The sequence below is a fragment of the Amycolatopsis granulosa genome, from assembly GCF_011758745.1.
GTDB lineage: Bacteria > Actinomycetota > Actinomycetes > Mycobacteriales > Pseudonocardiaceae > Amycolatopsis_E > Amycolatopsis_E granulosa.
Genome location: NZ_JAANOV010000001.1, coordinates 4,243,669 through 4,256,680 on the forward strand (window position 1 = coordinate 4,243,669; position 13,012 = coordinate 4,256,680).

Sequence of the window (13,012 nt, forward strand, 5' to 3'; positions counted from 1 at the left end):
CGACTGGCGGAAATCCGACATAGGCGTGAACGGGCGGCCGGGCCGGGTGCGGGACCCGCCCCGTAGACTTCGGGCCGTGAGTCTGACCCTCGGTATCGTCGGCCTGCCCAACGTCGGCAAGTCGACCCTGTTCAACGCGCTGACCCGCAACGACGTGCTCGCGGCGAACTACCCGTTCGCGACGATCGAGCCGAACGTGGGCGTCGTGCCGCTGCCCGACGAGCGGCTGGACAAGCTCGCCGAGATGTTCGCCTCCGCTCGCACCGTACCGGCGACGGTATCCTTTGTGGACATCGCGGGAATCGTGAAGGGTGCCTCCGAGGGGGCCGGACTTGGCAACAAGTTCCTCGCCAACATCCGCGAGGCCAACGCGATCTGCCAGGTCATCCGGGTGTTCGACGACCCCGACGTGGTGCACGTCGACGGACGGGTCGACCCGTCGTCCGACATCGAGACGATCAACACCGAGCTGATTCTCGCCGATCTGCAGACCCTGGAGAAGGCGCTGCCGCGGCTGGAGAAGGAAGCCCGGACGAAGAAGGAGAACCGGCCGGCGCTGGAGGCCGCGCAGAAGGCGAAGGAGATCCTCGACGGCGGCCGGACGTTGTTCTCCGCCCAGCAGGAGGTCGACTCGTCGCTGCTGCGCGAGCTGAGCCTGCTGACCCTCAAGCCGTTCCTGTACGTGTTCAACGCCGACGAGGGTGTGCTGACCGACCAGGCCAAGCGCGAGGAACTGACCAAGCTGGTGGCTCCGGCGGACGCCGTCTTCCTGGACGCGAAGGTCGAAGCCGAGCTGCTCGAGCTCGACGACGAGGAGTCGGTGCGGGAGCTGCTGGAGTCGGTCGGCCAGGCCGAGCCCGGCCTGCACGCGCTCGCCCGCGCCGGCTTCCACACGCTGGGCTTGCAGACCTACCTGACTGCCGGTCCGAAGGAGTCGCGTGCGTGGACGATCCCGCAGGGCGCCACCGCGCCGCAGGCCGCGGGCGTCATCCACACCGACTTCGAACGGGGCTTCATCAAGGCCGAGGTCGTCTCGTTCGACGACCTGATGGAAGCCGGTTCGATGGCGGCCGCGCGCGCAGCCGGCAAGGTCCGGATGGAAGGCAAGGACTACGTCATGGCCGACGGCGACGTGGTCGAATTCCGCTTCAACGTTTAGCGGGTGACATACCGCCACCACGTCGCCGCTCTGACTGAAGGGGTCCGACTCGTTGGAGTCGGGCCCCTGGTTTTTCCCGTGCTGGGATCGTGCTGGGAGGCCGGTGAGACTCCCGTGCTGGTTCGTGGGCCGCCACTCCGGCAAGTGGGGGTGCGAGTGCCGCCGAGTAGCCGGCGCTGTGCAGGAGCGCTTCGACCGGCTGGTAGTCGGCCCAGGGGCCGGAGCCGGTGAGGTAGGCGCTGCGCCGTCCTCGCCCGCATCGCCTGCAGCCACTTGTTCCTGGCGGGTGCCGTGGCGCTGGCCGTCACCGTGCTCGTGGCCGGTCCGCGCACCCTCGCCCTGAGCGACGCCGACCACCCCGCGGACGCCCGCCCGTCGCGGGACCGTACAGGGCCGGTCGGCGAGGAAGGTGTGGCTGCTGGGCGCGCTACGCGGCCGGTGCCGCCACGCGGAAGCCCACGCCGATCGCTTCCAGGTCCGGCTCGTAGGCGCCGTGCCGACAGGCGCACCGGGCCAGGTCCCGGTCGTGGCGGAACGCGCCGCCTCCGGTGATGTGGCGGTCGAAGGCCCGGTCTCCGGTGCTCCCTACCCCTGCGGGCGCGCCGGGGTAGGGAGCGTAAAGGGTGGAGGTCCACTCGTCGGCGTTACCCGCCATGTCCAGCACACCGTTGCCCCTCAACCACGACACCGATCTCGATGAGGAGCGAAACACTGACGAGCGCCTGATGAACCGGAAGGCGTGGCGGGATCGCCGCCCGCTCTGGCAGGACTCCCTAGAGCTACCGAGCCGGACTCCGGTTTCGCACCTTCGTGATCACGCCTCGCCTCGTCATGGCCCTAGCGCACCTTGCGGATGCGGGCCAGGACGGGCCAGCCGAGCAGGGATAGTGCACCGCTGATGAGGAACAGGGCCGTGTAGTTGGAGCCGTGGCCGATGGCGAGAGCGGCGGGGGCGGCGAACGGCACGAGTGAGAACGGCAGTGTCAGGGCGACGTTGACGAGGCCGAGGTCGCGAGCGACGTTGGTGCTGTTCGGGAGGGTGGCCATGGCGAAGCTGAGGTAGATGCCCGACAGGCTTCCGTAGCCGGCGCCGACCAGGGCGATGCCGGCGTAGAGCCAGGGCATGCTGCCGCCGAGGACCATCAGCGTGATGCCCGCCGTGACGAGGACGGCGGCGAGCGCGAACAGGGGTTTGCGTCTGCCGAGGCGGTCCGAGACGTAGCCGGAGAGGAAGGACACCGCGGTGTTGACGGCCATCAGCACCAGGTTGGCGCGGAATGCGGCGCTCGCCAGGTCGGCGGCGGCGATGTTCAGCCGGTCTTCCAGGAAGTACACGAGGTAGGTACTGACCACGCCGATGCCGATACAGATCAGGAACAGGGACAGCAGGAACCAGGCGAAGTCGGGGGCCCGGCGCGGGTTGATCCAGAAGGTCCCGGCGAATTCCTTGGCGCTGAAGTCGGGGCGTTCGGCCTTGTTCAGCCGGCGGTCCTTCAGCTGGGCGGCGAACAGCGCGAAGAAGATCAGTGCGGCGGCGACGGGGATGCCCATCTGCAGCAGCGGCTGGGTGGGGAACAGCTGGACGAAGAAGGTGCCGAGGACCACGGAGCCGCCGCTGGTCATCCCGGCCAGGCCGCCCATCAGGCCCTGCTGTTCCTCGGGCACCTGATCGCCCATGACGGCGAACGTGCTGGCGATGGCGGCGTTGGCGAAGGCCTGCATCAGCACCCAGCCGACGATGACGCCGGTGAGGCCGGTGCTGAGCCCGACGATCACCGCGCCGACCGCGGTGCCGAGGATGCCGATGATCATCCAGGGGCGGCGCATGCCGAAGCGGCTGATGGTGCGGTCGCTCAGTCTGCCGAAGAGGGGGTTGGCGATGACCGCGATCAGGGTGCCGATGCCGCTGACCATCGAGTAGCTGGTGTTCTTTCCGGTGGGATCGACGTCACCGACGCGGAGCGCCAGCGTCACCATCGCCGGTGTGTTGATGGCCATCCAGATGCCCAGGGTGGCCAGCGTGAACAGAACGATGAAGCGGGCGCCGACCCGGGGCGGTGCGGGCTCGGAGGACGCGGCCTCGGCGCTCAGTGGTGTGCTCATGGGAGTTTCTCCTTCGACACTGCCATGGACAGATACGGCTGGGGCGGGTCGGGGGTGAGGCGTGTGTCACTTGCCGTAGTGGAGGCCGAAGCCGAAGCGGTGCAGGGGCTCGTTCGTGTCGAAGGGGGTGTCCTCGCGGGAGGCGGCGACGGCTTCGGCGGAGGAGGGCAGGTCGAAGGGCAGGCTGCCGCGGGGTTCAGCGGCGCCGGTGAGGATGTCGGCGAGGGCCGTGTCGTTGCTGCCGAAGTCGCCGAGCACGGCGGTGGCGGCCGTTTCGATGCTGGTCAGCACGGCGGGGCGTTCCAGGTAGACCGAGACGACGGTGGGGACCTGCTTGGCGAGCTGTCGCACGTTTTCGGTCTGCGCGGCGGGGAATTCGAGGGTGCCGCGGTGGAAGAAGGAGGCGATGCCCTCCTGGTCGGGGTCGTAGGGGGCGTGCAGCCGCACGACGGCGACGTCGGCGTCCTCGGGGGATGACACGGTGGTGGCGCGGCCTGCGAAGGCGGCGGTGTCGATGCCCTCGGCGTAGACGCGCGTGCCGGGGCGAAGGGGCAGCAGTGAGCCGTCGTTCTTCAGCAGTACGACGGAGTCGCGCTGGGCGGCTTCGCCGCGCTCGCGCAGGGGGGCGGCGCCCACGATTTCGGCGGCTTTGTCCGGGTCGACGTAGCGGTGCTCGAAGAGACCCATGCGGAACTTCTCGCGCAGTACGCGGCGCACGGAGGTGTCGATGCGTGCTTCGTCGACGCGGCCGTCGCGGACCAGTTCCACGATCAGTTCGGTGCAGCGGTCGCCGCCGAACTGGTCGACCCCGGCGTCCAGGGCACGCTCGATGCGCTCGGCCGGGGAGGCGTCCTCCAGGCCGTATGCGTTGGGGCCGAAGCTGATGCCGCCCATGGAGGTGGAGCCGATGACGTGCCAGTCGGTGCAGACGATGCCGTCGAAGCCGAGCTGCTCGCGCAGCAATCCCTGCACGACGGGCCGGTTGAACGCGAAGCCGACTTCGTCCCAGCCGCCGGCGCCGAGCGGGCGGCCGTAGTAGGTCATCACCTGCCGGGCGCCGGCCTCGATGGAGGCGCGGAACGGCTCCAGGTGCAGTTCCTGCTGGCCGCCGGGGTAGACCTGGTCGGGGTAGCGGGAGTCGTGGGCGTCTTCGCCGTCCTTCTGCGGGCCGCCGCCGGGGAAGTGCTTGACCATCGCCGCCACCGATTCCGGGCCGGGGCCGGGGCCCTGGAGGCCGCGGATGAAGGCGGCGGACAGGCGGGCGACGGTGGCCGGGTCCTCGCCGAAGGTTCCGGAGCCGCGTGACCAGCGGGGGTCGCTGAAGATGTCGGCCATCGGGCCGAGCGCGACACGGATGCCGAGGGCCAGGTACTCGCGGCGGACGATGTCGCCGTACTCCTCGACACGCCGTTCGGCGTCGGGAAGGGCCGCCAGGCCCGAGTGCTCGGGCCAGCGGGACAGCGCCTGCGTGGACATGCCGGTCAGCGGCGAGGAGAAGACACCGTGGCGCGGGTCGGTCGACACGGTGACCGGGATAGCCAGCCGGGTCCCGGCTGCCTGCTCCTGGAGCCGGTTGTGCCACTGCGCGATCGTCCGGGCGTCACCGCCGTTGATCAGGTTCATGTGCGTGATGTGGCGCTCGACGACCAGCTCGTGGGTCGTGGGCATGCCGTAGCCGGGCCGCGGCTCCTCGAGCAGCGTGCCGTCATCGCTCATCAGCGTGCCCGGATGAAAGAGCTGGCCCGCCTTCTCCTCAAGGGTCATCCGGGCCAACAGGTCCTCGACGCGCTCGTCGATCGGGGCCTCGGGGTCGAGGTAGCGGGGTGCGGGGGAGGCGGCAGCCATGACGCTCCTAGTGTCGATGAGGAACATTTCCGGAATCGATTCCGGAATCGGCGTCACCGTAGCCTCGCGGTGGACCCTCGACAAGGCACTGTGACCAGCATCGCTGCTGATAGGTTCGAAAGGCCGTTCCGGAACGCGCCGGAGTTCGGCCGCTGTACGCCCGTCGAGACCGAAGAGAGGTGGACTGTGACCCGGACCTGGCGCAAAGACACCGCACATCCCGAGGCGCCGCCCAGGAGTCGCACCACCATCGCGGACATCGCCGAGGCCGCCGGGGTCAGCAAACCGACCGTCTCACGCGTCCTCAACCAGCGCGGCGACGTCGCCCCCGCCACCCGCCGCAAGGTTGAGGAAGTCGCGGCCGAGCTCGGCTACGTGCCCAGCCCGGGCGCCCGGGCCCTGCGCACCGGCCGGCACGGCGCCCTCGGCCTGCTGCTGCCGCCCGAACCGTGGGGCGGCCTCGTGGACGTCGTCTACGGCGTCTCCGAGGAAGCGGCCGCGCGCCAGATGAACGTGATGGTGTTCCCGCTGCCTGCTGAGCGGGAAGCCCAGCGCAGGTTCGCCACCACGACGCTCCCCCACCTGCCCATCGACGGCCTCGTGGCGCTCATGCCCGACGGCATGCTCCTGCACCGCGGCGCTATCCCGCTGTCCGGGGCGCGGATCGTGGCCTTCGACGACCGTGGCATCCGACCGGGCATTCCGTACGTGGAGACCACCAACCGGGAGGGCGTGCGCGACGTTGTCGGCCACCTCGTCGCGCACGGCTGTCGTCGCATCGCGTTCACCGGTGGCACGGCCGAACTCGCCTTCGCCCAGGCCCGCTACGAGGGCTACCTGGACGGATTGCGCGACGCCGGCCTCCCGTACGTACCGGACAGGGTGCTCCGCAGCGACGACGACGTGCCCTCCGAAGTGGAGATCCGCCGGCTGCTCACCGCCGAGGAGCCTGACGGGCCGCCCGACGCCGTCGTCGCCGCGTGGGACGAGATCGCCACAGCCGTCGGCCACGTCGCCTACGAGCTCGGACTCCGGCCGGGCCGGGACCTGGCGCTCACCGGTTTCGACGACCGCCCCGAGGTCGAGCTCATGTTCAACGGCCTCACCACCGTCCATCAGCCGCTGCGCGAGATGGGCCAGGCCTCCGTCCGGCTGCTTCTGGAGATCCTCGACCACGGCCCGGGCCCCGGCAACGCCACCGTCCCCACCCATCTGGTCGTCCGTGAGAGTTGCGGCCCCCACGCCGCCGATGGCACTCCCCTGCCGCTCAAGTCCCCCTTGCAGAACGAATCCTGACGCGCGGCCCCCGTTCCGGGCGCTGTTTCTCGGGCCTCCCGCCGGGAAAGGGCCGTTGAAGTCAGTCTCGCCCCAGGGGGCGTGGGGACCTGACGAACGCGGAGTGGAAACGGCTGAACGAGTTCCTGCCGCGCGGAGGAATGCGTAGAAGCCGGTGGAGTGATCCGCACGGTGGCACCCGGGCATCGAACAGTTCGCCGGCCTCGGCGTCGAATCCGCGACGGCCCGGCGCACCGGATGCCCAGCACCGGCCTGGACGGCACGGAACGCCCAGGCCGGGGATGCCTGGGCGTTCCGCACCACCGAGGTCAGCAGGTCACGTTCACGGTGCCGCTCGGTTCGAAGGAGACGTGCACGTGGTCGTAGTGGTTGGCCGTGGCGTCGCCGCGGTCTTCCATCGCCGACCAGCCGCTGCCGTCGTTGTAGCGCTGCCGCCAGATCACGTACTTGACGTTGAACTCCGCCCGGTGGGCCAGCACGTAGTCGGCGATGGCGTTGCCCTTCGCCGTGTCCACCATGAAGTCCAGGGCCAGTCCGCTCGGGTGGTCGCTCGTGCCGGAGCGGCCCGCCCGGCCGCCCACCTCGGCCACGTCGAACTTCGCCTTGATGTGGTTGCCCACCTTCGCCACGTGGGGCAGCGTCCCGGCCAGCACCGGGGAACACGCGTTCGCCGCCGTGGTCGTGGTTGTCGGCGTCGTCGTGCTGGACTTCAGGGTCGCGGTGGTCGTGGTGGTCGTCGTGGGGACCGGGGGTGGCGGCGTGGTCGTCGCTGGGGGAGGTGGCGGGGTGGTTGTCACGACCGGGGCCGGGGTGGTGGTAGCCGGCGGCGGCAACGGCGCCATCTGCGCCGCCAGGCCGGAGGTGTCCGTCCGGCCGAGGTTGCCGGTCAGCCACACGGCGAGGCCCAGCACGAGTGCCGCGGCCAAGCCGATAACCAGCGGAACCGTCAAGGATTGCGTTTTGGATCTATGTCGACCTGCCATTGCGGAAGATCACCAATTTCGGGGAGGGGACTTATTCAGCCATTCGGGGGATGGCGCCGGTCAGATTACGAACCGGGCACGAAGAAGTCACCGGCGAGTGGCTAGGCACACAGATCATCAGCGCCGGAAAAACGGCCCGCCGGAAGTTCCGGCGGGCCGTTTTTCCGGCTGGGCTCAGCCCAGAACGGCGAGTGCGAGGACGGCGACCAGGGTGATGGCGGTGGCCAGTCCGGTGACCCAGGCGCGCTGGACGGGCGACAGGGCGGGCGTGCTGTGCATGGCGACCTCGGGGGTGAGCAGGTACTTCCGCGCGTGACAGCGCCCGCGGGGCCCCGGTTGTTACGGCCCGGTCGCCGGTGTGACCTAATTCACTCCTGAGATCCTCGATGTCGGGCGGTGTACCAGAACACCCCGCCCGCCGCGGCGATCATCAACCCGAACGACAGCACCGCGACGACGACCGCCTGCGTCTCGCCCGCGGCGCTGCCGTGATCGGACGGCGTGACCGCCTGCGCCGTCCCGGCCAGTACTGTCAGCAACAAGGCGACCGCGGCTCCCAAGCCGGCCAGTCGCGCGACAACCTTTCCCATGGTGCGTTCCCTCCAGCCTGGAAACGCACCGGGCCGGCCCCGGAGTTGCCGGTCCGACGCAGATCACAACGCGTCGATCGTGCTGTCGATCTGCCCGGCCAGCGACACGTCCTGGGCGGTGATCCCGCCCGCCGAGTGCGTGCTGCACCGGAACGTGACGGTGCGCCACCGGATGTCGATGTCGGGGTGGTGGTTCACGCTCTCCGCGATCTCGGCGACCCGGTTCACCACCGCGATCGCCTGCGCGAAGTCGGCCAGCTCGGCCGTGCGCTCCAGCACGTCGCCCGAGCGCTGCCAGTACGGCAGTTTGTTGAGGGCTTCGGAGATCTCCGTGTCGCTCAGTAGTTCCGCCATGTGCTCCATGGTGGTACCGCGCCGGGTACGCTGCACGGTTGCCACGGGAGTCCGGGTTGTCCGGGCTGAGAGGCGGGCCCGTCCCGCGACCGTTCGCACCTGATCCGGATCATGCCGGCGCAGGGAGGCCCGACTCCTCTCGCCGGCCCGAGCGAGGAGTGGTCATGAAGTTCCGCACGGGCGTCCTGGTGGGCCTGGTCGCCGCCCTGACCGCCGGTTGCACGCTGGCCGGCAACGACAGCGCCTCCGGCCCGTCCACGGTCACGCTCGTCACCCACGACTCGTTCGCCGCGCCGCAGCAGGTGCTCGACGCGTTCCAGCAGCAGACCGGCATCAAGATCAACGTGGTGAAGAAGGGCGATGCCGGCGCGCTCACCAACACGCTCGTGCTCACGAAGGCCAACCCGATCGGCGACGCCGCGTTCGGCGTCGACTCGACATTCGCGTCCCGCGCGCTGAGCGAGGGCGTCTTCGCGCCCTACACCAGCCCCGAGGCCGACCGCGGCCCGCAGCGCTACGCCGTGGACTCCGAGCACCGCCTCTCCGCGGTCGACCTGGGTGACGTGTGCCTCAACATCGACACCGGCTGGTTCGCCCAGCACGGCGTCCCGGCGCCGGCGACCTACGACGACCTGGTCAAGCCCCAGTACAAGGACCTGCTGGTCGTGGAGAACCCGGCCACCAGCTCGCCGGGGCTGGCCTTCCTGCTCGGCACCGTCGCCCGCTACGGCGAGCAGAACTGGCAGCACTACTGGACCCAGCTCCAGGCCAACGGCATGCGGGCCGACGCGGGCTGGGAGGAGGCGTACGGGCAGGACTTCTCCGGCTCCTCGGGCAAGGGCCCGCGGCCGATCGTGGTGTCCTACGCGTCGTCGCCCGCGGCGGAGATCGGCGATGACGGCAAACCGCGCACGAAGGCGCTGCTGGACACCTGCTACCGCCAGGTCGAGTACGCCGGTGTGCTGGCCGGCTCGCCCAACGCGGCCAACGCGCAGAAGGTGATCGACTTCCTGCTGTCCCAGCAGTTCCAGGCGACGGTGGCGGAGAACATGTACGTCTACCCGGCCCGCGAAGGCGTGCCGCTGCCCGCGTCCTGGACGACGGCCGCCCCGCTGCCGCCCAACCCGGCGAGCCTGCCCGCGGCGACCGTGCAGTCCGGGCGTGAGCAGTGGATCTCACAGTGGCGCTCGTTGCTCGGCCAGTGAGCCGCGCCGGGCTCGGGCTGGCGGCACTGGCCGTGCTGCCCCTCGGGTTCCTGGTGGTGTTCTTCGCGTGGCCCGTCGGGGCGATCCTGCGGCTGGGGTTTGCCGGCGGCGGGGTGTTCGCCGCGCTGGCCGAGGGCGAGACCTGGCGGCTGGCCTGGTTCACGCTCGCCCAGGCCGCCGGCTCGACCCTGGTCGCGGTGGCCGCGGGCATGCCGGTGGCGTTCCTGCTGGCGCGCGTGCGGCTGCCCGGGGTCGGGATCGCGCGCACGCTCGTGCTGGTGCCGTTCGTGCTGCCCACGGTGGTGGTCGGCCTGGCGTTCCGCGCCCTGTGGGCCGACGGTGGCTGGTTGTCGATCGTGCTGGCCAACGCGTTCTTCAACGTCGCGGTGGTGGGCCGGACGGTCGGCGGGCTGTGGGCACTGCTCGACTCGCGTGCCGAGGACGCCGCCCGCGCGCTGGGCGCCTCCCGGTGGCGGGCGTTCCGCTCGGTGACGCTGCCCGCGTTGATGCCGGCGATCACGTCCGCGGCAGCGGTGGTGTTCCTGTTCTGCGCCACCAGTTTCGGCGTGGTCCTGATCCTCGGCGGCGCGCGCTACCGGACGCTGGAGACCGAGATCTACCTGCGAACCGAGAACCTGCTCGACCTGACGGGCGCGGCGGCGCTGTCGCTGGTGCAGATCGCCGCCGTGCTGGCCGTGCTGCTCCTCGGCGCGGCGGCGCGCCGGCGCCGGGAGGGCGCGTTGCGGCTGCGGTCCCGCCGGGAGACCGCGCGCCGCCCGGTCGGTGGTGAGTGGGCGGTGGTAGCGGCCGCGGTGGCGGTGCTCGGGCTGTTGCTGACCCCGATCGTCGCGTTGCTGGTGCGCTCGGTGTCCACCGGCGGCGGCTGGAGCCTGGCCGGCTACCGGGCGCTGGCGGGCACCGGCAACGACGGCACGTTGCAGGTGTCCGGCTGGGATGCGGCGCTGAACTCGCTGCGCACCGCCACCGACGCGACGGTTCTCGCGATGGTCGTCGGTGTGTCGGCGTCGGTGCTGCTGGTCGCGTTGCGGCGGTCGCCGGGGCGGGTGGCGCGCGGGGTCGGCGAGTCGATGGACGCCGCGCTGATGCTGCCGCTCGGCGTGTCCGCGGTGACCGTCGGTTTCGGGTACCTGGTGACGCTCGACGCGCTGCCCGGCGACCTGCGCCGGTCGCCGCTGCTGGTGCCGCTGGCGCAGGCGCTGGTGGTGATTCCCCTGGTGGTCCGGACCGTGCTGCCGGTGGTCCGCTCGATCGACGACCGCCTGCGGCAGGCGGCGGCGACGCTCGGTGCGAGCCCGCCACGGGTGTGGCGGGAGATCGACGTGCCGCTGGCGATGCGCGCGGTGATCGCGGCGGCGGGTTTCGGCTACGTGGTCGCCCTCGGCGAGTTCGGCGCGACGAGTTTCCTCGCGCGCCCGCAGACGCCGACGCTGCCGGTCGCGATCGCGGCGCTCATCGCGCGGCCCGGGCAGCTCAACAACCAGATGGCTTACGCGGCCTGCGCGCAGCTCATGCTGGTCACCGCGGCCGCGGTGATCGTGATCGACCGGCTCGCGTCCGGCCGGGTGGGGGAGTTCTAGCGATGGCGTTGACCGTGTCCGGCCTGACCGTGCGGTACGGCCCGTTCACCGCCGTCACCGGCGTGGACCTGGAGATCGCCGACGGCGAGGTGCTCGCGCTGCTCGGCCCGTCGGGGTCGGGCAAGTCGACTCTGCTGCGCGCGATCACCGGCCTGGAACCGATCAGCGCGGGCAGTGTGCGGTGGGACGGCGCGGACCTCGCCCGCGTACCGGTGCACCGGCGCGGGTTCGGGCTGGTGTTCCAGGACGGTCAGCTGTTCCCGCACCGCGACGTCGCCGGGAACATCGCGTTCGGGCCGCGCATGCACGGCGTGCCGGCCGCGGAGCGGGCGGAGCGGGTGAGCCGGCTGCTGGACCTGGTCGGCCTGGCCGGTTACCAGCGACGTCGCGTCACCGAGCTGTCCGGTGGTGAGGCGCAACGCGTGGCGCTGGCCCGTGCGCTGGCGCCCGAGCCGCGCCTGCTGCTGCTGGACGAGCCGCTGTCCGGGCTGGATGCGGGGCTGCGCGAGCAGCTGGCCGTGGACCTGGCCGAGGTGCTGCGCACCGCGAAGATCACCGCACTGCTGGTCACGCACGACCAGGAGGAGGCGTTCACGCTGGCCGACCGGGTGGCCGTGTTGCAGGCCGGGCGGATCCGTCAGGTCGGCGCGGTGCGGGAGGTGTGGCGCCGTCCCGCCGACGAGAACGTGGCCCGCTTCCTGGGTGTCACCACCGTGACCGGCGGCGAGGCGGCGGCCGGAGTCGTGCGGTGCGCCTTCGGCGAGGTCGCGGTGCCCGACGCGGCGGACGGGCCGGTGCGGCTGGGGCTGCGCCCGAACGGCTTGCGGCTGGCGGCGGACGGCGTCGCCGGTGCGGTGCTGAGCAAGGTGCACCGCCGCGACCACGTCCGGCTGTCGGTGCGCACCGGCGCGGGCACGGTGGACGCGGTCGCGGCGGTGTCCGCCGACGTGAACCCGGGCGACGAGGTCCGGCTCGCACCCGACGCGGACGGCGTGGCCCTGCTCGGCGACTAACCGTCCTTCGTGGACAGCCGGGCGTAGGCCAGGGACAGGCCGATCACGATGTAGCAAGCGGCCCGGATCGCGCCCTCGGTCAGCTGGCCGGTGGGTATCGGATCGCGCAGGAGGTCGGCGAGCCCGTTCCACGACTTCGGCAGCAGGAACGGGTGCAGCCAGTCCACCGCCGACAGCAGGAGCAGCACCGTCGACACCACCGTCCCGGCCAGCACCGACACCACCACCAGCATCGGGTGCTCGGTGCACGCCGAGATCGCCAGTGCGATCGCCCCGACCGCCCACAGCTGCAACGTCACCCAGGCCGCGGCCAGCGCGACGCGCCCCAGGGCGTCTACAAAGGACAGTGTGTTGCCGGACAGGGTGAACAGGGACCCGGTTCCGTTGATGACCAGCCCGGTCAGCATCGCGACCACGGCCATCAGCAGCGCGGCGGCCAGCGTGAAGGTCGCCACCCCGAGCGACTTCATCAGCAGCAGCCTGCCCCGGCTGACCGGGGCGAGCAGCAACCCGCGCAGGGTGCCCACCGACGATTCACCGGCCAGTGCGTCGCCCGCCGACATCGCGGTGATCAGCGGCAGCAGCAGGTTCAGCGTGAGGCCGAGCGTGGCCACCGGCAGGACCAGCGCGTTCCCGGCCGCGGTGGTGAGCAGTGAATCGCCGCCACCGTTCCCGCCGCCCGGGCCGGCGCCGGTGTTCGCCGCGATGGTCAGGCCGATGCCGATGATCACCGGGATCAGTGCGAGCAGGCCCAGCACGATCAGCGTGCGGGGGCGGCGGAAGATCCACCGCAGCTCGGCGCGGTAGAGCCGGTGGAACGGCACACTCCACCGCTCCACCGGCGCCGCGTCCAGTGTCGCCGGCAT

The 13,012-nt window shown here is 71.2% G+C and carries 12 protein-coding genes and 1 riboswitch; of the genes, 5 read left to right on the forward strand and 7 right to left on the reverse strand.

All coding sequences use genetic code 11. The annotated features are described in order from the left end of the window. The first annotated feature begins 76 nt into the window (after positions 1 to 76). Positions 77 to 1,159, forward strand: a complete 1,083-nt coding sequence (gene ychF / locus FHX45_RS20880; protein WP_167104626.1) for a redox-regulated ATPase YchF — start codon at positions 77 to 79, stop codon at positions 1,157 to 1,159. 427 nt (positions 1,160 to 1,586) lie between these two features. On the opposite strand, the gene FHX45_RS20885 is transcribed toward ychF, so the two are convergent. The 3 genes from FHX45_RS20885 to FHX45_RS20895 form a co-directional block, all read right to left on the reverse strand. Then, a complete protein-coding gene (locus FHX45_RS20885) occupies positions 1,587 to 1,847 on the reverse strand; it encodes an SUMF1/EgtB/PvdO family nonheme iron enzyme (protein ID WP_208406024.1) in 261 nt (86 codons plus the stop codon). A 149-nt stretch (positions 1,848 to 1,996) separates the two neighbouring features. Then, on the reverse strand, positions 1,997 to 3,262 hold the full coding sequence (locus tag FHX45_RS20890; protein WP_167104629.1) for an MFS transporter: 1,266 nt from the start codon (positions 3,260 to 3,262) through the stop codon (positions 1,997 to 1,999). A gap of 66 nt (positions 3,263 to 3,328) precedes the next feature. Beyond that, complete coding sequence (locus tag FHX45_RS20895) at positions 3,329 to 5,107, reverse strand: glycoside hydrolase family 3 protein (RefSeq protein WP_167104632.1); 1,779 nt, start codon at positions 5,105 to 5,107, stop codon at positions 3,329 to 3,331. 186 nt (positions 5,108 to 5,293) lie between these two features. Here FHX45_RS20895 and FHX45_RS20900 point away from each other — a divergent pair, with 186 nt between their 5' ends. Then, a complete protein-coding gene (locus FHX45_RS20900) occupies positions 5,294 to 6,403 on the forward strand; it encodes a substrate-binding domain-containing protein (RefSeq protein ID WP_167104635.1) in 1,110 nt (369 codons plus the stop codon). Between the two features lie 308 nt (positions 6,404 to 6,711). On the opposite strand, the gene FHX45_RS27825 is transcribed toward FHX45_RS20900, so the two are convergent. From FHX45_RS27825 to FHX45_RS20915, 3 genes are all read right to left on the reverse strand, one after another. Further along, positions 6,712 to 7,329, reverse strand: a complete 618-nt coding sequence (locus FHX45_RS27825; protein WP_341771552.1) for a VldE C-terminal domain-containing protein — start codon at positions 7,327 to 7,329, stop codon at positions 6,712 to 6,714. A gap of 425 nt (positions 7,330 to 7,754) precedes the next feature. Beyond that, positions 7,755 to 7,976, reverse strand: a complete 222-nt coding sequence (locus FHX45_RS20910) for a hypothetical protein (RefSeq protein WP_167104638.1) — start codon at positions 7,974 to 7,976, stop codon at positions 7,755 to 7,757. 63 nt (positions 7,977 to 8,039) lie between these two features. Further along, complete coding sequence (locus FHX45_RS20915; protein ID WP_167104641.1) at positions 8,040 to 8,330, reverse strand: 4a-hydroxytetrahydrobiopterin dehydratase; 291 nt, start codon at positions 8,328 to 8,330, stop codon at positions 8,040 to 8,042. Positions 8,331 to 8,363: 33 nt separating this feature from the next. Beyond that, positions 8,364 to 8,473, forward strand: a riboswitch (TPP riboswitch). A 21-nt stretch (positions 8,474 to 8,494) separates the two neighbouring features. On the opposite strand from FHX45_RS20915, the gene FHX45_RS20920 reads away from it, so the two are divergent. Genes FHX45_RS20920 through FHX45_RS20930 form a run of 3 tightly spaced genes read left to right on the forward strand, consistent with a single transcriptional unit; the run spans position 8,495 to position 12,146 of the window. Further along, on the forward strand, positions 8,495 to 9,535 hold the full coding sequence (locus FHX45_RS20920; RefSeq protein ID WP_167104644.1) for a thiamine ABC transporter substrate-binding protein: 1,041 nt from the start codon (positions 8,495 to 8,497) through the stop codon (positions 9,533 to 9,535). Further along, the gene (locus FHX45_RS20925; RefSeq protein WP_167104646.1) at positions 9,532 to 11,133 is read left to right on the forward strand and encodes an ABC transporter permease subunit; all 1,602 of its coding nucleotides are present in this window, start codon (positions 9,532 to 9,534) and stop codon (positions 11,131 to 11,133) included. Before FHX45_RS20920 ends, FHX45_RS20925 begins: the two co-directional genes overlap by 4 nt. A 2-nt stretch (positions 11,134 to 11,135) precedes the next feature. After that, on the forward strand, positions 11,136 to 12,146 hold the full coding sequence (locus FHX45_RS20930) for an ABC transporter ATP-binding protein (protein ID WP_167104649.1): 1,011 nt from the start codon (positions 11,136 to 11,138) through the stop codon (positions 12,144 to 12,146). Here the strand turns inward: FHX45_RS20930 and FHX45_RS20935 are convergent. Beyond that, positions 12,143 to 13,012 carry an ABC transporter permease subunit gene (locus tag FHX45_RS20935; protein ID WP_167104652.1) on the reverse strand — a complete coding sequence of 290 codons (870 nt, stop codon included), beginning with the start codon at positions 13,010 to 13,012 and terminating at the stop codon, positions 12,143 to 12,145. The two genes, FHX45_RS20930 and FHX45_RS20935, sit on opposite strands and share 4 nt — an antisense overlap.